General features: G+C 61.6%; 15 protein-coding genes. 12 read left to right on the top strand and 3 right to left on the bottom strand.

Annotated elements, in window-relative coordinates:
• Positions 1–460 precede the first annotated feature (460 nt).
• The 3 genes from QX048_RS12635 to QX048_RS12625 form a co-directional block, all read right to left on the bottom strand.
• A complete protein-coding gene (locus tag QX048_RS12635) occupies positions 461–913 on the bottom strand; it encodes a hypothetical protein (RefSeq protein ID WP_315715063.1) in 453 nt (150 codons plus the stop codon).
• Between the two features lie 326 nt (positions 914–1,239).
• The gene (locus QX048_RS12630) at positions 1,240–1,452 is read right to left on the bottom strand and encodes a hypothetical protein (protein ID WP_315715064.1); all 213 of its coding nucleotides are present in this window, start codon (positions 1,450–1,452) and stop codon (positions 1,240–1,242) included.
• A gap of 61 nt (positions 1,453–1,513) precedes the next feature.
• Positions 1,514–2,101: a nodulation protein NolW gene (locus QX048_RS12625; RefSeq protein ID WP_316173581.1), complete on the bottom strand. Its 588-nt coding sequence runs from the start codon at positions 2,099–2,101 to the stop codon at positions 1,514–1,516.
• 351 nt (positions 2,102–2,452) lie between these two features.
• On the opposite strand from QX048_RS12625, the gene QX048_RS12620 reads away from it, so the two are divergent.
• The 12 genes from QX048_RS12620 (at position 2,453) to QX048_RS12565 (ending at position 16,779) form a co-directional block, all read left to right on the top strand.
• The gene (locus QX048_RS12620) at positions 2,453–2,890 is read left to right on the top strand and encodes a hypothetical protein (RefSeq protein ID WP_315715066.1); all 438 of its coding nucleotides are present in this window, start codon (positions 2,453–2,455) and stop codon (positions 2,888–2,890) included.
• A 2-nt stretch (positions 2,891–2,892) separates the two neighbouring features.
• A complete protein-coding gene (sctJ, locus tag QX048_RS12615) occupies positions 2,893–3,750 on the top strand; it encodes a type III secretion system inner membrane ring lipoprotein SctJ (RefSeq protein ID WP_315715067.1) in 858 nt (285 codons plus the stop codon).
• Between the two features lie 63 nt (positions 3,751–3,813).
• Positions 3,814–4,476 (top strand): SctK family type III secretion system sorting platform protein, encoded by a 663-nt coding sequence (locus QX048_RS12610; protein WP_316200466.1) that lies wholly within the window; start codon positions 3,814–3,816, stop codon positions 4,474–4,476.
• The gene (gene sctL, locus QX048_RS12605) at positions 4,473–5,090 is read left to right on the top strand and encodes a type III secretion system stator protein SctL (protein WP_315715069.1); all 618 of its coding nucleotides are present in this window, start codon (positions 4,473–4,475) and stop codon (positions 5,088–5,090) included. Before QX048_RS12610 ends, sctL begins: the two co-directional genes overlap by 4 nt.
• Positions 5,090–6,433: a FliI/YscN family ATPase gene (locus QX048_RS12600; RefSeq protein WP_315729338.1), complete on the top strand. Its 1,344-nt coding sequence runs from the start codon at positions 5,090–5,092 to the stop codon at positions 6,431–6,433. Before sctL ends, QX048_RS12600 begins: the two co-directional genes overlap by 1 nt.
• Before the next feature lie 32 nt (positions 6,434–6,465).
• Positions 6,466–6,918: a hypothetical protein gene (locus QX048_RS12595; protein ID WP_315715071.1), complete on the top strand. Its 453-nt coding sequence runs from the start codon at positions 6,466–6,468 to the stop codon at positions 6,916–6,918.
• Positions 6,915–7,982, top strand: a complete 1,068-nt coding sequence (sctQ, locus tag QX048_RS12590; protein ID WP_315715072.1) for a type III secretion system cytoplasmic ring protein SctQ — start codon at positions 6,915–6,917, stop codon at positions 7,980–7,982. The genes QX048_RS12595 and sctQ overlap by 4 nt, the downstream gene beginning before the upstream one ends.
• 9 nt (positions 7,983–7,991) lie before the next feature.
• Positions 7,992–8,639: a type III secretion system export apparatus subunit SctR gene (gene sctR, locus QX048_RS12585; RefSeq protein ID WP_315715073.1), complete on the top strand. Its 648-nt coding sequence runs from the start codon at positions 7,992–7,994 to the stop codon at positions 8,637–8,639.
• 24 nt (positions 8,640–8,663) lie between these two features.
• Positions 8,664–8,933 (top strand): type III secretion system export apparatus subunit SctS, encoded by a 270-nt coding sequence (gene sctS, locus QX048_RS12580; protein WP_315715074.1) that lies wholly within the window; start codon positions 8,664–8,666, stop codon positions 8,931–8,933.
• Between the two features lie 51 nt (positions 8,934–8,984).
• The gene (sctT, locus tag QX048_RS12575) at positions 8,985–9,803 is read left to right on the top strand and encodes a type III secretion system export apparatus subunit SctT (RefSeq protein WP_315715075.1); all 819 of its coding nucleotides are present in this window, start codon (positions 8,985–8,987) and stop codon (positions 9,801–9,803) included.
• Positions 9,800–10,849 carry an EscU/YscU/HrcU family type III secretion system export apparatus switch protein gene (locus QX048_RS12570; protein WP_315715076.1) on the top strand — a complete coding sequence of 350 codons (1,050 nt, stop codon included), beginning with the start codon at positions 9,800–9,802 and terminating at the stop codon, positions 10,847–10,849. Before sctT ends, QX048_RS12570 begins: the two co-directional genes overlap by 4 nt.
• A gap of 371 nt (positions 10,850–11,220) precedes the next feature.
• Positions 11,221–16,779 carry a LysM peptidoglycan-binding domain-containing protein gene (locus QX048_RS12565; protein WP_315729339.1) on the top strand — a complete coding sequence of 1,853 codons (5,559 nt, stop codon included), beginning with the start codon at positions 11,221–11,223 and terminating at the stop codon, positions 16,777–16,779.
• Positions 16,780–16,831: the final 52 nt, after the last annotated feature.

Genomic DNA, 16,831 nt, shown 5'->3' with positions numbered 1-16,831 from the left:
ACGAACGCCCCGTGCCGTAAGCGGTTGGTAGCTGTCCGAGGGCGATCGCTGGATCAGCCGACGTTCGGGCGCTGCTGCGCGACCGTCTCGATCGATCCCCAGTGCGTCTTCTTGGTCGTGATCTCGGCATTCGTCTTGATCGCTTCGTCGAAGGCACTCTTCATCTTTGCGATCGCGCTATCGATGCTCGAGTTCGATGACGTCGTCGAAGAAACGGAGCCTGTTGAATGGGACATCGCTTTATCTCTCTATGCTTGTGTTGCGTTGAGGATTGGGCTGTCGGGGAATGCCCTCCAGCCGGGAAGTGATCGTTAGCGTTGTCCACGCTGATCACCTCTCGGCTGAAGCGGCGGCTTGGATCCCGTCCCGAGGCGCACCTTGTGAGGTACGCCTCTCGCGCTTCCTTCAACGTCCTGGTCTCATCGCTCTCGTCGCGTTGCGAGAATGAGTCCTCGTTGCTTTACTCAGCTCTGTCAGTGATATGGTTGTCGGCCGAGAGGTGTCCCGCGGAGCGGTCGCATGGCGATCCCGAGCCTGAATCCGCGAGTTGCAGAATGATCGAGGAAAGCTTGTCGAGGATGTTGTTCTTCGTCGCTTGGTCAAGGCCCTTTGCCTCTGAGACTTGGCTGACGAGCTGATTCAGCGTCTTGAGTATCGAGCTGTTCGCGCCGGGGTGATGGGATGGGCCGGACACGAGTTGCTTCAGGATCTTCGCGATCCCGTCGAGCAGCTCACCTTTGGCGGGGTCGCTGGGCCCGTTGGAATTCGTGATCTGATGGGTCAGGTCACCAAGGATCTTGGCAACGCGGCCGTTGTTCCGCGCGTCGCACTGGCTCGGTCCGCCCCTCAGGATGCTGATGGCCGCCGAGATCAGAGCCGCCTTGTCTGCAGGTGTCTTTGCGTCCGCGACCAATCCAAGAACGTCCGATGCTATGGAAGACGTCCGCGGATCTTGCTGCTGCGAAGCGGGCGGCATCGACGACTGCCACCAATCCCCCGCATCACAGCGATGAGCCGGATGAGCTGACGACCCGCCGGGCGTGGGCTGAAATCCTGCAAAGCCGGGCCAGGACGACGCGTGTCCGTGCGGACCCATCATGTGACCGGTGTGAGCTTCACGTGAGGATGATGCGTGGGAGCTGACCCTAGACATGCAACTCTCTCCTTGTTTGCGATCCGATGTCTTATCTGTCTTGTTCTGAGCAAAGGGTCTAACGAGGCGTCAGTCGGCATGCTCCGTCACGGATCCGGGGTTGCACTATTCTCGTCGCCGACGGATGCCATCTCCTGAATGCCGTCCTGAGCAACAGTCATGAGCATGAACGCGGCCGCCTGCGGCATTGCGCTGAGAAACGCCTCCTCGAACTTTGCTTGATCCTCAGCCGAGACTGCCTCGCTGCTGCTCGGGGCGCTTGCCGTCGCGGTCGTCATGCTCGATGCTTCTACGGCCATTCTGACACTCCTTTGATCCGTCCGGTCGATCTGGCAGGACTTGCGAACCCGTTGATTTGCGTCATGGCACGTCGCCTGGGGCGTTGAGCTTGACCACTTGGACGTGCTCCCCGCGATAGACGGTGACGGACGATGGCTGGTCAGCTCGAGGCTTCAGTGCTGCGAGCGTACGCTCCACCGCTTGGATGTATTGGGGGGGACCCGAGACCAGGGCCATGTCGGCCTGCTTGATGGATCTGAGTGAGAATCGCGCGTCGGAGAGCGCGAGATCGCGAAGTGCGGCTTCGAGACGCTGGAGCGGCACGGCACCGAGTTGAACGAGCCTGCTCGAAGCTTCCTTGTTGCTAGTGACATAAATCCGGAAGCCGTCGAAATACCAGTCGAGCCCGTAGTTCCGGGATAGATGCTCGATGAATTCTCTGGCCTTGAGTTCAGGCAGAGGCCCGCGCACACGTCCCCGTACTTCCGGGCTCACTTCTAACCGCAGGCCGGTATTCCGTCCGAATTCCTGAAGAACGTTGCCAAGGTCTTGGTCGACGATGGTGTACCTGTAGGACTCGGTCGGCCAAGCAGGTTCACCCGCGTCTGCGGACGTGGTGTGGATTGCAGCCGCCGAGAGCGTCAGGCAGACGGTCGCGATCGCAGCCACGCTGCGCAATGGGACCAGAACCCGAGATGCCAAATGGTCGCATGGGAAAACGTGGCCTTCGTGCGACCTTGTCGCGGAACAATCGTGGCAATCGTGTAGTTGATCGCGCGTACCCACGAGCAAACTCACATGTACTTGTTGCTATCAGCTCATCTCATTCAATCACAGCGGTCGCGGGTGCGTCGGAGAATATATTAGGAAAATATTATGCTCTGCCCCGCTGGGCGCCGTGCAAAGCTCTGTCTGATCTGTTGTGCAAGCCATGGTCCGGCTGTCCTTGTGAGTCATTATTTGTTTGGAGTGAGCAATGGCGAGAGCACGAGGGGTCCTGAGACGGCATGGAGCGGTGACATGACGACGATTGCGCCGTTGGGTGGCGTCACAGCTTCCGGAACAGTTGGTGTCAGTTTCGGAGCCGTTGAGCCCGGAGCGGCCGCCCAGCAGTCGTTTCAGGACGCTCTGCATAGATCGGTCACTAAACTGCCTATGGAGCCTGAGCACGCCGTCGACCAACTCGGCAGCAAGGTGATGGAGTGGATGGAGAGTTCGTACGAGCGGGTCCAGCGCAATGCCGCGCCCGAGCTCAATCTCATGCCGGAGCCGGCAGCATCCGGTCCAGCATCTTCCAACATTGGCGGAACGGCCCTGGGAGCGGACAAGCCAGACGCGGGCCGTCAGGCCCTGCAAATGCTGGAGCACGCATTCTCGTTTGCCATTGAGGCGACGCTGATGTCGAAAATCTCGACCGAGTCGACCCGAATCTTCAACACGTTCTTGAAGGGACAATGAGAATGGCCGGTTGCGGCAAACAATGGCTGGCCGCTCGAGGGCGCGGATTGAATTTGGCGCTGGTGCTGGGCTTGGCGTTCATGCTGAGCGGTTGCAAGGGTGAGCTCTATAGCCGCTTGAGCGAGAAGGAGGCTAATCTGATGATGGCCCTTCTGCTGCACCACGGCATCGCCGCCGACCGACTCCAGGCAAAGGACGGTAGCAATACTGTCAGGGTCGAGCAGGAGCGATTTGCCGACGCTGTGACGCTGCTGAATGCGTCCGGGTTGCCGCATGCGAAGTTCGAAGACATGGGCAGCATATTCTCAAGCAATGGTCTGGTGTCGTCACCCACAGAGGAGCGAGTCAGGTTGATTCACGCGCTCAATCAAGAGTTGGCAAGGACGATCATGGAGATCGACGGAGTCATCTCTGCCCGAGTCCACGTGGTGCTGCCTAAGATAGACCCGTTGCGTCACGATCAGGTTCCGTCGTCGGCGGCATCGGTGTTCATCAAGCACGATGCGCGCGCCGAAATCGCCGTGCTCCTACCGCAGATCAAGACCCTCATTGCCAATAGTGTCGAAGGACTGACGTACGACAGGGTGGCCGTGGTTTTCGTGCGTGGCAGTTCGGATCCCGTCGAAGTCAGCCCTTCCACGTCGATCGAGACGACGGCATCCGTTCTATCTCACGACGGATCTGCCCTGCGTGACGGTCCGCTCATCCTGCAGGTGTCAGCCGCGGTAGGGCTGGGGCTGCTGGGATCGATCGGAATCTTCCAGCTCTGGCGCCGGGCACGCGTGGGATATGCGCAACGCAACGCGCCGCGTCGGGAGGCGCGAATGCCGGCGCGTGATCCGCTGCGTGTCGTATCCTAGTGCGATTGAAGTGGGCTTGGCCGGCAAATGAGTAGGCTTGTGCAACCTGGAGCATCCCTTGGTTTGCGTGCTCCGAAGGTCGGCGGTGGCTGCGAACCCGGCGCGCCGGTGGGGCATTGGCCGGTGATGGATATGGACACGTTTTGTCGATTACCGGCACGCTACATCCGCGTTGAACGATTTCTCGCGTGCGTACCGGGCGTTTCGCCCGGGCTTGCCGCACGGATACTCGCCTGCGACCGACTCCACCGAGATATCTCAGAGCGGATCGTTGTGCATTACGAGCTTGATTGCTGCACGGCAGCCGACGTCGCTGACACGCGCAGTCGCATTGCGTTTCTCGACTGCGAGCAACTATGCCGCGTCGGTGAGCTGGCCGGCGGTGTTTGGCATGCCCACGCAATTCGTTCCATGGTCCTCAAGACTACGCTCCGGGAGCATCTCGGAGAATTCGATTCCCGACTCCACAAGGTCGCGCTCGCCAATATCGATCTGTCGCCCAAACCCGATCGCCCCCCGAATCCATCTGCGCTTGCGGACCTCATCCGAGGTGATGGGATGCAATGTCTCAATGCCGCAATCTGGCGACTCCCCGCCACCTTGCGTAGCCGCATCCTTCTTCGATTTCCGATTAACTCGCCGCTGGGCTCCTCGGTCTCGCGGCGACACCAGCAGCTTGGTCCGGAGATTGTTGATCGCGTTCTAGCCGATGGGATGGTGCCGTGAAAGCCCGCGAGAGTGACAAGCCTGTCGGCACGTTCCATCCGCTCGGACCCGTGGTTCGAGCCGAAGAGGCGGAGACCTGGTTTTCCGCGGCTGCCTCTCTTGCCGACGCCCGGCGGCAATGCGAGCAGATCGCCGCGCAGGCCCGGCTCGCGTTCGAAGAGCAGCGCATGAGAGGCTTTGAGGATGGTCGTCTCGCGGGAGTTGAGGAGGCGGCTCGCCTGATTGCGGAAACGAAGGTCACGGTTGATGATTTCGTCGCCGATCTGCAAGACGAACTTATCACGCTCGTCGTCGAGATCATCAGGGAGATCCTCGGAAGTTTTGAGCCGGACGATCTCGCCGCGCGCGCCATCACCAGAGCACTCGAAGAGATCCGTTCCGGTACGGCCCTCGTGCTGATGACTGCGCCGCAGGAGATGGAGTCCATCCGTGTACGAGTGGCGACGCTGCTGGAGGATGGGGCCGACCAGCTCACCATCGTGTCCGACCCGCAGTTTGCGCCGGGGCGCTGTATGCTTTGGAGCGAGTTCGGGCAGATCGATGTTTCCGTTGACGCTCAACTGGAGCAGCTCGCCTTGGCGCTGCGTGCCGGTTTCGAGGGCGTGGAGCCATGATGCCGGCAGGCTCTGCCACGCACCGACTCGCGCGAATCCTGCCGCAGTTGCGTGAAGCTGCAGGCCGTTCGCAACTGCGCCCGATCCGCGGGCGCGTGATTCAGGTGTCGGGGACCCTCATCAGGGCGATCGTTCCCGATGCGCGTGTTGGCGATATCTGTTTGCTCCGTTCTGCCCATGCCTCGCCTGATCTGCGGGCCGAGATCGTGGGCATCGAAGGCGGAGTCGCGTTGCTGACGCCTCTCGGAGACGTGGCGGGTCTCTCAACAAGAACGGAAGTCGTCTCGACAAGGCAGGCCCTCGGCATCATGGTTGGGCCAGCGCTGCTCGGCCGCGTCGTCGACGGGCTCGGGCGCCCTCTCGACGTTCAGGAACGAGGATGGCCCGAGTTCGACCAGATTCGACGAGTCCGCGGAGCTGCGCCGGCGCCCTTGGCACGGCGGCTCGTTGACGGCCCTTTGTCACTTGGTATCCGGGCGATCGATGGTCTGCTCAGCTGCGGCGAGGGGCAGCGGATCGGCATCTATGGCGAACCCGGCGCGGGCAAATCGTCGCTTGTCGCCCAGATCGTCCAGAACGCGGACGTCGACGTCTGCGTTGTCGCACTGATTGGCGAGCGTGGGCGCGAAGTTCGAGAAATGGTCGAGCGCTGCCTGGCCGGAGCGGCTCGGGCGCGATCAGTCGTGATTGTCGCAACCTCCGACCGGCCGCCGACGGAGCGCGTCACGGCTGCCTATGTCGCCGTGACGATCGCGGAGTACTTCCGGGATTGCAACGCACGCGTGCTCCTGGTGCAGGACAGTGTCACTCGCTTTGCGAGGGCATTGCGTGAGATCGGACTGGCCGCGGGCGAGCCGCCGACGCGCCGGGGCTTTCCGCCGTCGGTGTTTGCGGCATTGCCCGAGTTGCTCGAGCGGTCCGGTCCCGGAGTCGCCGGCTCAATCACTGCATTCTACACCGTGCTGGTTGAGGGGGATGGTACCGCGGATCCGATCGCGGAGGAGACGCGCAGCATTCTGGACGGGCACATCGCGTTGTCACCTAAGCTCGCACAGTCGGCGCATTTCCCTGCGATTGACATCGTGTCCAGCCTCAGCCGCGTCATGGATCAGGTCGTGACGAGCCGTCATCGCTCTGCAGCCAGGAGGGTGCGTGAACTCATAGCTCGCTATGCAGAGCTTGAGTTCCTGCTGCAGGTTGGGGAGTACAAGGCCGGATCCGATCCGATCGCCGATGAGGCGATCGCCAAGCAGGATGCTATCAAGTCCTTTCTGCGGCAGGGCCTCGGCGAGGTCGTTCCGTGGGATCGCACGATCCATCAACTCGAGCAGCTCGCGTCATGAGGTACGATCCACTGCTCACGCGCATACGCAGGATGCGGATCGTTCTCGGAGAGAGGGAGCGGCGGGCGAATTCCGCGCTTCAGCGCGGCGTGGAGGCACAGGTCGAAGCGGCTGCGGAACTGACGCAGATCAATCATGCGCTCGCGTTGCAAGCAGCGGCGCGTGGCGCACGCGAACGTCAGATCTACCAGCAGATGGTAGGGCGTCCAATTTCCGCGCGGGAGATCACCCAACTTGACGCGCAACTCAGGCGCCTCGAGTCGCTGGCAATGGCGCTTGCCGAGCAGCGCCTTGCGAGCATCCGTACGCTCGACCATGCGCGTAACGAAGTTCAGGGTCTACGCCTCGAATTCGTGAAGGCTCATCGGAGGCGTCGCAAGTGGGATGAGTTATCGCAGCAATCACGTCGCCGTCGCGAGGACCGTGAGACGTTGCTAGAGGAGATGGCTAATTCGGACGGCAGGGCGGCGGGGCGGCAAGCATGAACGCGCCATTCCCCGCTCGCAGGCGCGGAGCGCCTGACGGTGAGATCACCGAATTTCATCCGGACGTGCTATCCATTGCTGATGTTCTACGTGCCCGTCGTTGGTGTCGGCGGCTGGCTGAACTCACCTGCGAGTTGGCAGGTCTGCCGCTGCGGATTTCCTTCTCGGGCGCCTCCTCGGGCGTTTCGAGCCGGCCGGCGTGTCGTCTGCATTTTACGATCGGCGGTGATCCATGCGCCGTAAGTCTGCCTGTCGAGGTGATCGATGCAACGCTGCAGGCGATTGATGGTCCGCCTCGAACTACGCTCGCCGAGCCCGATCTGCTGCTTCTGATCGAGTTCGCCTGCGCCGCCATACTTGATTCAATCGAGGAGACGCTCGGCCTCCCCGTCACCCTCACGCATGCTTCCTTCGATGGCAGCGTTCCGGACTCGATTGGAATCCTGTGTCGCGGCAGGTTTGGCGAACGATCGTTCAGTGCTTACCTGTCTTTACCAGAGCCATACGAATCCCGTTTGGCAAATCAAGTTCAAGCATTGGGTCCGGCTGCTGCCGCCGGAGTTCCGATCTGCGCGGCCTTCCGGCTTGGTGTTACGCGCGTCAGCGCCCGCTTGCTTGCGAGCTTACGGCCGGGAGACGTCGTGATCGTCGAACACGCGATGCCGGATGGACGCGTCGCCGCCGTCTTCGGCGAGCGTCGTCTCACCTCATGCCGCTTCGAGGGAAGCGACGCGACAGTGGTGGACACGTTGCACCAGATCAGAGGCGATCTTCATCATCATTGGACGGCTGTGGACATGACGGCACATGAAAGCGTCGATACAGGCGCAGACGATGTGAGCCTGGACGACCTCCAGATCAAGCTCCTATTTGAGATCGGCCAGCTCGAGATACCTCTCGGCGAGTTGCGCATGATCGCGCCCGGCTATGTCTTCAATCTCGGTCGGGATCCGCGACATGCAATTGAGATTCACGCGGGGAATCGGCGGATCGGGCAGGGCGAGATCGTCAGGATCGGCGAGGCACTCGGCGTGCGGATCGCCAGATTGTTCAATCACGAATGAGCTGAAGCCGTGACCCAGTTCAATTTGTTCGCTGTTCTCGCGGTCATCGCCGGACTTGGCCTTATCATCTTTGTCGTCGTGACGATGACATCGTTCGTCAAGATCGCCGTGGTCCTGTTCCTGATCCGGAACGCGCTGGGAGTGCAGCAGACGCCTCCAAACCTCGTGCTCTATGCCATTGCGCTGGTTCTGACGGCCTATGTCAGCGCGCCGCTAGTGGAGACCGTGTATGAGCGCGTCAATGATCGTCCCAGCGAGTTTCAAACCTTTACCGACTGGAAAGATGCTGCTGAGCGGGCAGGCCAGCCAATTCGCGAACATCTGAGCCGGTTCACGACGGTCGCGGAGCGGGAGTTTTTCGTCACTGCCACCGGCAGCTTATGGCCCGATAGCAGCAGAGCCAAGCTATCGAGCGAAGATCTTGTTATTCTCGTTCCCTCCTTCATGAGCTCGGAGCTCAAGCGCGCCTTCGAGATCGGCTTCCTGCTCTATCTGCCCTTCATCGCGATTGATCTCGTGGTGTCCGCGGTCTTGATGTCCCTTGGCATGTCGATGGTGCCGCCATCGACGATCTCCGTCCCATTCAAGTTGTTCTTGTTCGTGATGGTCGAGGGCTGGTCCAAGCTGATGCATGGCCTGGTGTTGAGTTACGGATAGCCTGCGAGATGGGGAGGGAAAGCAATGGGCCAAGCGACAATCGTCGATCATCTGGTCAGGGGTCTGACGGTCGTTCTCATATTTGCCATGCCTCCCCTGGGTGTGGCGATGGTTGTTGGCCTCTTCGTCTCAATTCTTCAGGCCGCAACCCAGATTCAGGATCAGGTGCTGCCGCAGACGATCAAACTGATTGCCGTCGTGGCCACGCTGGCGGTGTTCGGCGCAGTGTTGGCGGCACCGCTGATCCAATATGCCGATCAGATCCTTGCGGATTTTCCTGCACTGACGCGTTGACGGGCCTTCCCTTCATAGCGCTCGGAGGGACATGGGCGACGCGGAGTGGCGATGGGGCTTGACCTCATGCCGTTGGACAGCATCGAGGCGGGGGCCAATCTCGTCTTCCGTCATCTTCTTTCGTTGGCGCTCGCCATCGCGCGTCCCAGCGCCTTCGTCATGACCTTTCCGGTGTTTGTTCGCCTCGGGCTGACCGGCTTGATTCGTGGTGCCTTCGTGGTCGCGATCTCGCTACCGGTCATGACCGGACTTGTTGAGGTGCTTCCTCCGATCGGCACGCAAACATTGCGATTGGTCGCGGTCGGGTTCAAGGAAGCGATCATCGGAGGGCTCCTTGGTCTGCTGCTTGGGATCCCGTTCTGGGCCGCCGAGGTCGCGGGCGACCTGCTCGACTACGAACGTCAGGCCCCCGATGCCCAGCTTCAGGATCCCAACGCCATGACCGAGTCCACCGCGTCTGGCACGCTTTTTATGCTCGCTGCGGTGGTTCTGTTCGTCGCAGCCGACGGCTTTCATAGCGTCGTCGAAGCCCTTTATGGCAGCTACAGGCTCTGGCCGGTCATTGAGCTCGCGCCGTTGCTACGCGCGGAGAGCGGCCTATTGGCGCTGGAAATGCTCGTCCGCGTGCTGCAGTTGGCATTGATCCTGGCATTCCCAGTGCTGGCGGCCATGTTCGTTGCGATGTTCGCGCTGATGGTGATCGCCCGTTTCGCACCGCAGTTGAATGTGTTCGATCTTTCGATGGCGGCGCGCAACTTGGTCTATTTCCTGGTTCTGCCGCCCTATGCGGCCGTTCTGCTCGATCACTTCGGTACTCAGCTTGGAGAGTTGACCGGAATCCTGGACCAGCTAGGGCAGTTCCTGCGATGAGTGAGGATGGCGGCACTGAGGAGCGGACGCTGCCTCCGAGCGAGCGGAAGTTACGTAAGGCGCGCGAAAAGGGACAGGTCTTTCGCAGCACCGATATGGTCGCCGGTGCATGCCTGTCGTCCATGCTGCTCTATCTCTGGCTGATCTTGCCGGAGCTTTTCGCGCGGCTACGGGGAGCCATGATGCTCGTGGGCGATGCGGGCGGGCAACCGTTTCGGGAAGCTGCGGGCACGATCGGAACGATGATGTACGAAGCCGCCGTGCCATACCTTGCAAGGGGGGCGGCCATCGTCGTCCTAATGTCCCTCGTCGTCAACGTCGCCGTCACCAAGGGGATCGTCTTCAGCCTTGACCCTATCAAGCCCCGCGCAGAGCGCTTGCATCCCGCAAAGGGTTTGAAGCGAATTTTCGCGCTCAAGAGCCTGATCGAGCTGGTGAAGAGTCTGGTCAAGACGACCCTGCTCGTCACGATCTCGGTTTTCGTCCTCGCGATGTCGCTCAACTCCTTGGTTCACACGCCAGGATGCGGCCTTTCGTGCCTCGCGCCGGTGATCGGGGCGGTGATGGCACCGCTCGTCGTCGCGGCAATCGTCGTGCTGATGGTGGGCGGCCTTATCGACGTTCTCTTGCAGCGCGGACTGTTCATGCGCGAGATGCGGATGACACGAAGCGAGGCGAAGCGCGAGCGGAGAGACCAGGAGGGCCTGCCGGAGGTGCGCTCCGCACAACGCCGTCAGCGTCAATCGCTGGCGCACGGGGGAGGGCGGGGAGGAATCGAAAGCGCAACACTGGTCATTGAGGGCGACGATGTGATGGTCGGGTTGCGCTATGTTCCGGGTGAGACACAGGTCCCAAGGCTTGTGTGCAAGGGACGTTCCGTCCGCGCGCACAACCTCACCGAAGCTGCCACTGAGCTCGGCATTCCTCGTCTGCGCAATCCAGACCTTGCAGCGGAACTCGATCGCCGCATCGCCCAGGACCATTACATCACTGAGGAGTTTTTCCAGCCAGTGGCGTCGGCGTTGCGCGCGAGCGGCATGTCCTGACTGTCGCTGCGCCGCCCAACAGTATTTTCATAATATATTCCGGATCAGCGGCTGGCTGACGTCCTACAATGCCGCTCGGAGTTCACCGAATGGGCTGCACGGCTGACGATATGCGCCGGCCAAAGCAGCACTGTCGCCATTGACGGGGAGACGCGCGAATGCGGATAGATGACGCAGGTGGTTCGGTTGTCGCCAGCCCGCCGCCTCCTCCGCCTCCGCCGCCACCCCCGCCACCACCTCCTCCGCCGCCGCCACCTCCGCGGCCGAAGTCCACGGCGTCGTCTTCGGGCATGCTCGATCGCAATTCGACGCACAGCGTTGGATCATCATCGACGGCACCTTTGCCGCTCTTTCAGCCCGCTCGGCCAATCATGGGTCCGGTTCTGCAACCGACGCCCGTGTTGTTTGGTCCCCCTGTTCCGCCGAAGGCGGTGGCCGCGTGTCCGGGGGTCCCCGCCCCGGCGTCGGCGGCGCCGGTCCCAGACGCCGTTTCGCAGGCAAAAGCGGTTCAGACAAAGGCGCAGACGACACTCGATGGTGATGCTGGAAAGCTGCATAAACTGCAGAGCGAGCTGACTGATGCGCAGGGCACGAAGGCTCCGATCGGGTACGGTCGCGGCGCCGGCGCCGCGGCGGCTGCCCATCAAACCCATATCAACGATCTGAAGAAGCAGGTTGCGGCCGCTCAGCAGCAAGTCACCGCCGACCAGGCGGTGTTGAGTTCGGCCAAGAGCAATCTGAGTGCTGCACAACGCATCGACGCCGCCGCAGCGAACTACAAACCGGCACCGCCGCCGGTCACCGTGAAAGATCCAGTCGCGCGGAAAGTTGCCCCGCTCGTCGACGCGGCCTCGGCCCAGGTTTCCGAGGGAAAGGCCAAGGTCACCGCCGATACGGCTGCTCTCGAGCAGACCAAATCGCAGCTCGGCCGTCTGGACACCGAGATGGACCGGGGGATCAGCGCCGGAACATTGCACCGTCTGTCGTTGCTGAATCAGCAGCAGGATGCGCAGCAACACAAGCTGGCGACGGACCAGCGCAAGCTTGATGCCGCGGGCGCCGACCTTGCGGCAGGGAAAAGCGTCGTCTACGGGCAGCAGGCCGCGGCGGACAAGAAAGAGCTCGAGAGCGCTTCCACAGCGCTGAAGAAAGCCGGGGTCACGATCGACCAGAACGAAAATCCGACCCAGGCGGATTTGACGCCATCGCAGCTGCGCGCCTATGACGACTTCACCGTCGCGCGGAGCAAGCTCAACGCCGATGTCGGCATGGTCGCGCAGGGCAAGGCCCAGCTCCAGTATTATGCTTCGAATTCCGAGAAATACGGGACGGTTGCGAAGGATGCCCAGGATCGGGTGAACGACGCTCTGCATCCATTGGGGTACACCGTACGTGCAACGCGCGGCAGCGATCCGCAGCAGGCATCGCTCGATCTCAAGCTCGCGAACGGGAACGCTGATTACCAGAATGCAGGCTGGGCCGCGGCTCAGCACCGAGTGGCATTTGCGGCGGCAGCGCAGACCGATCTTGAGGCAGCGCAGGACTCCGATCTTGCCAAATTGTCCCCGCAAGCCCGGCAGACCGCTACCACGGCGAAGATCGACTACGATCAGGCAAGCGCCTATCAGAACAAAGTCGGGACCGACCTCGCCCTGATCAAGGGCCACCAGGCCGTCTCGGATGCGCAGGCCGCCTATATCAAGAATCCGACGGCCGCCACGGAGCTCAAGCTGAACCAAGCGCAGCATCAGTTGCGCGAGCTCTCGACAATGTCCGACATTGCGACGGCGGGCTTCAAGTCGGCAACCGGGCTTGCCTACGCCGACCGACGCAATACGACATTGGCTAATCTGGAGCAGACCTATAGCCATGTTCCCTTGCCCTCAAACTCGCCGGTGTTGCAGCAGATAGCGCAGGCAAGAACTGATGCGGCATCGGCCGGCCTGATCACGAAAGAGCTGGCTGCAACGACCAACAGGCTGGTTCAGGATTATCGTGTCACACAGAGCGAGGCGGCGGTCGCAACCGCGCGGCAGTCCGCCAACACTGATTTGGTACAAGCTGGCAATGTACAGGCTGTGGGTTTCACCAAAGCGGGCAGCGCCCTGACGACGGCTCAGCAATCGCTTCAATATGCACAACTTCAACAGAAGCTGGCTCAATATCAGCTGCTGGACTCCCAGTTTCGGCTGACGTTGCCGCAAAATCTACTTGATCCGCAAACGGCCGCTGACCAGAGCGCGCTCTCGCATGCGTACAATACATTCTTTGCGCAGCATCCGGGTGCCTTGAGCGATGGCGCGGTCGCTGAGCAGCTTGCGAGCCTCAAGGACGCGAACGCGCGAGTGGATATCGGTCAAGGGCTGCATGAGCTGCAGGATGCCATCGGCAGGGAAGACAAAGCGCTCGGCAACCGCAGCCTTCTGCAGAAGGGCGGCGATTGGGTCGGGGGGCTGTTCGGTGCCAACCGGTCTGAGCTCGAGTCGGATCTGCAGGACAAGAAAGAGGCGCTCACGGCCCTGCAGAAAAATCAGAGAGGGATGACTGCCCAGGAGGTCAACGGCGAGTATCTGAAAATCATGGGTAATCTGGCCACCCAGAATGACCGGATGTTCGAGAACGAGCGCAAGACCGACGCCAATTGGTCGAGTGCACAGGAAGTCGTGCGCGACGTCGCGATCGCCGCGGCTGCGACCGCTGTCACCATGGCCACGGCCGGAGCCGGCGCGCCTGTCTTGGCCGCCCTCGCAGCGGGCACCTTGGTAGGAACGGGAACGGCAGAAGCCATCGACACGGCCCAGAATGCAGCGACTGTGTTCGGTGGCGGCGACATTCACAGCAGCTCTCACGTCTCCCTCGATGCGGCGCTGACCAACAACTTCTTCCAAGGTGGCGGCAGCTGGGATGAAGTGAAGCAGGCGGGCGTCGATGCGACCGTATCGGGCGTGCAGTCCCTGGGCGCAGCAGGCGGGGCGTTGACGGGCGGAGCGACGGAGGCCTTCGTTACGCGCGGCCTCGACCAGGCTGCAAGCTCGGTCGTCTCGAAGCTGGCAACCGGATCAACGGTCATGGTCGCCAATCAGGGGGTCATGGGCCTCGGCAACGTCGCGGGGACCTACGTCGAGTCCCAGTATCAGCTCTCCGAGGGACGGCTCACGCAGGACGAAGCCAACGCGCAGATGAAGGACGCGTTCTCGGGGTACTTCAAGAATGTCGCGATGGCCGGCGTGACTGGCGGTCTGACGAAGTTCGTCGACGGCAAGGTCGCCGTGCGGACCTCAAGCGCGGCACGGCCGAATGGCCTCGTGTCGAACCCGCTTTATCAGACAGCCTCCCAGCTGGGCGCGAACACCATGCTGACTGCGGGTCCCGGCCTCCTGTCAGGCAAGGCGCCGACCACGCAAGACTATCTGTCCATCGGACTCAATACAGTTTCCGGTGTGGCTTCTCATCACTATCAGCAGAGCAGATCCCGCACCGCGACCGAAGCGGGCCTCGCCGGACAGCCCGCTGCGTTCGACGCGGGAAGGAAGGTGTTTGACGCCTATCAAGGTCGGACGAGCGGCTCAGCGCCGAATGGCATCCGGCTGCAGGCCATGGATCCTGCCGATTTCGCCCGTGCATATCAAAAAGCCGGCGGCCAGCACGATCCGGCGGCCGTCGATGCTTTCAGCATCGCATCGGATCGGGGGCATCGCGTCTATGTGCGGACCGACAGATTGAGCCCGGACGTGGTCGCGCACGAGGCGGTGCATGCACTGACTTCGGAATCGTTCAAGAAGCTCGCAAGCACCTTGGTCGTTGATTCAAGCCGGCCACATTCGAACTTGAACGAAGGTGTGACCGAGTTTCTCGCCTCGCAGGTCGTGCCGCGCCGCGGCACATCGCCCTATGCGACGGAGGCAAAGATCGCGGAGGCCATTCGCGACCGGATGGGGGAGACCGACTTCCACAAGGCGGTTTTCGGAGGCGATCCAGCGGCACTCGCATCGTTCCGGCAGACCGCTTTGGGGTTGCAGGATACGCCAATCAGCCAAGATCACGCGGCCGATTGGGCTCTGGCCGCCTCGACGACACCTCAGGCGGGAGGCGGCGCCAAGCGCATCGCGAATCGATTGAGAGAATGGGTCGCTGCCGCTCCGCCGGCCGCAGCATCGGCAGCCGTTGCCGGCGAACTGGTGTTGGCCACGCATGGTGCGCCGGCATTGAGCGAGGCCATCGCTGATCTTAATCCAGTAGGTCGCGCGTTTTTCAACAGTCCCCTGGCGCATGCGCGGGTGAGGACGTGGCTCGGGTCGTCTCGTGAAGCGGCGGCTCGCGCCGTCGTCGCCTCGAGTTTCGGGACCAACGCCTCGATCAATTTCATGAAGGCTGCGAGTGGATGGCATACAGACAGGGCCGCCGCCATATCGGACGGTTTGCTCGGTCTTGGGCAGGCAGCTTTCGCCTTGCGCAATGGTGTGAGCTCCCAAGCGCTGATGCGCTCGCGCGGGACGAAAGTCGACGTTCTGCCAGGCGATACGATGGTCAGCATTGCCCAAAGGCTTGGCCTCATACCGCGCGACCTCACGCGAAGCAATCCTGGCGTTCAAGACATCAATCCGACAGTTACCGCTCTCAACAGTTCTGGTGCGACATGGGCCGAGATTGCGAAGCGCGAGGGGGTCGATGTCAAGACGCTCGTGGCGCTGAACCTGGATCGGCATGGATGGTCGATCCCCGCTCGGAAGGATTCCGCAGGCGCATCCGTTCCGGCAGTCGATGACGCACGCGTGCAAGCCGGTCAAAGCCCGCAGGAGTTTCTCGACAGCCACAGCACCTCGCTGCGATCGATCGCCAAGGCCAACGCCAAGAATGTAGCGCCCGCCGAGATCCTGGTTCCTCAGCGGCTTCGTCAGGTCACGAATGGCGTGACCTACGGGGAATTTGCAACCGATCAGGGACTCAGCCTGAAGCGGCTGTTGGAGGCGAACGGGCACCGTGGTTTGTCCATCCCACCACGACGGGTTTATGATGCAGCGAGCGGTGGCCGCGTGCTTCGCGGGGCAACGACCGATCGCTTGCAACCAGGCGAGTCACTGGAGAGTTTCGCTCGCAGGCATGGTGTCGGGATCAAGAAGCTGATCACGGCAAACAAGGACAGTCGTGCACCTTTGCGGATTGACGTTCCGGGCCAAGCCTCGTCGGCCAGCAACCCAACAGCCGTGACATGGGAACAGATCGCCAAAAAAACCGGTGTGCCTCTCCGACGTCTGTTGTCGATGAGCGGCCAGAATCTGCACGTTCCCGGGCAAAAGCAAGCCGTCGATCTCCAGCCGGGACAATCTCTGAGAGATCTCGCAAAGGAGCATGGCACAACAGTCAGAAAGATCGTGGCCGAGAACCGGACTTGGATCCCCCAGACTTACGAGCTTCCGCGGGCCGGGGCTTGGGTCGGTGACAAGCTCTCGGTCGACCGCGTCTACGATAATCGTGACGTCCAAGATCCGTCGAAGGGCAGGCTGACATGGGTGCAGGTGGCGCGGAGAACGGGGCGCACGACGAAAGAATTGATGAGCTACAATAAGGCCAGCTCTGCAAACAAGAAGGACTTGGCTCCTCCAACTGTAAATATTCCCACCAAGTCAAGTTGGGAAACATCAACCAAATCCGGAAAAGGCCTTCAATTTGTCGGCGCGATCGGGCTCGTTCCGGGCAATCTGGTAGCGGCTGATGTACACGCTCACGCGGGGAACTGGGCGCTCATTGGTCCCGATGTCGGTGTCGCTGTCGGGGTCGGCCTTGCTGCAACGCGTTCAGCGGTCGGGTCCGTTGCGAAGAGTGGTGCAGCAAAGAAATGGGCGAGGGCCCGTCCCCGCGACGCGTGGACCTCCGGACTTTCTTTCGGCGCCAAGGGTTTGATCAAGTACATCGAATCGTTCCGGCCCTAAGGAACGGTTCTGACATTCGGTTCAGTAGATCTGCGTGCCGGATGTCATGTGC

The organism is Bradyrhizobium sp. SZCCHNS30572 (assembly GCF_032484415.1).
In the GTDB taxonomy this organism is placed as follows: domain Bacteria; phylum Pseudomonadota; class Alphaproteobacteria; order Rhizobiales; family Xanthobacteraceae; genus Bradyrhizobium.
Note: the sequence above shows the minus strand (reverse complement) of the source record. Positions and strands in the feature narration are given on the sequence as shown.

Coding starts and splice junctions, on each gene's coding strand:
- QX048_RS12630 (WP_315715064.1), bottom strand. CDS start 1,452: ATGGCCGTAGAAGCATCGAGCATGACGACCGCGACGGCAAGCGCCCCG.
- QX048_RS12620 (WP_315715066.1), top strand. CDS start 2,453: ATGACGACGATTGCGCCGTTGGGTGGCGTCACAGCTTCCGGAACAGTT.
- sctJ (WP_315715067.1), top strand. CDS start 2,893: ATGGCCGGTTGCGGCAAACAATGGCTGGCCGCTCGAGGGCGCGGATTG.
- QX048_RS12600 (WP_315729338.1), top strand. CDS start 5,090: ATGCCGGCAGGCTCTGCCACGCACCGACTCGCGCGAATCCTGCCGCAG.
- QX048_RS12595 (WP_315715071.1), top strand. CDS start 6,466: ATGCGGATCGTTCTCGGAGAGAGGGAGCGGCGGGCGAATTCCGCGCTT.
- sctQ (WP_315715072.1), top strand. CDS start 6,915: ATGAACGCGCCATTCCCCGCTCGCAGGCGCGGAGCGCCTGACGGTGAG.
- sctS (WP_315715074.1), top strand. CDS start 8,664: ATGGGCCAAGCGACAATCGTCGATCATCTGGTCAGGGGTCTGACGGTC.
- sctT (WP_315715075.1), top strand. CDS start 8,985: ATGGGGCTTGACCTCATGCCGTTGGACAGCATCGAGGCGGGGGCCAAT.
- QX048_RS12570 (WP_315715076.1), top strand. CDS start 9,800: ATGAGTGAGGATGGCGGCACTGAGGAGCGGACGCTGCCTCCGAGCGAG.
- QX048_RS12565 (WP_315729339.1), top strand. CDS start 11,221: ATGGGTCCGGTTCTGCAACCGACGCCCGTGTTGTTTGGTCCCCCTGTT.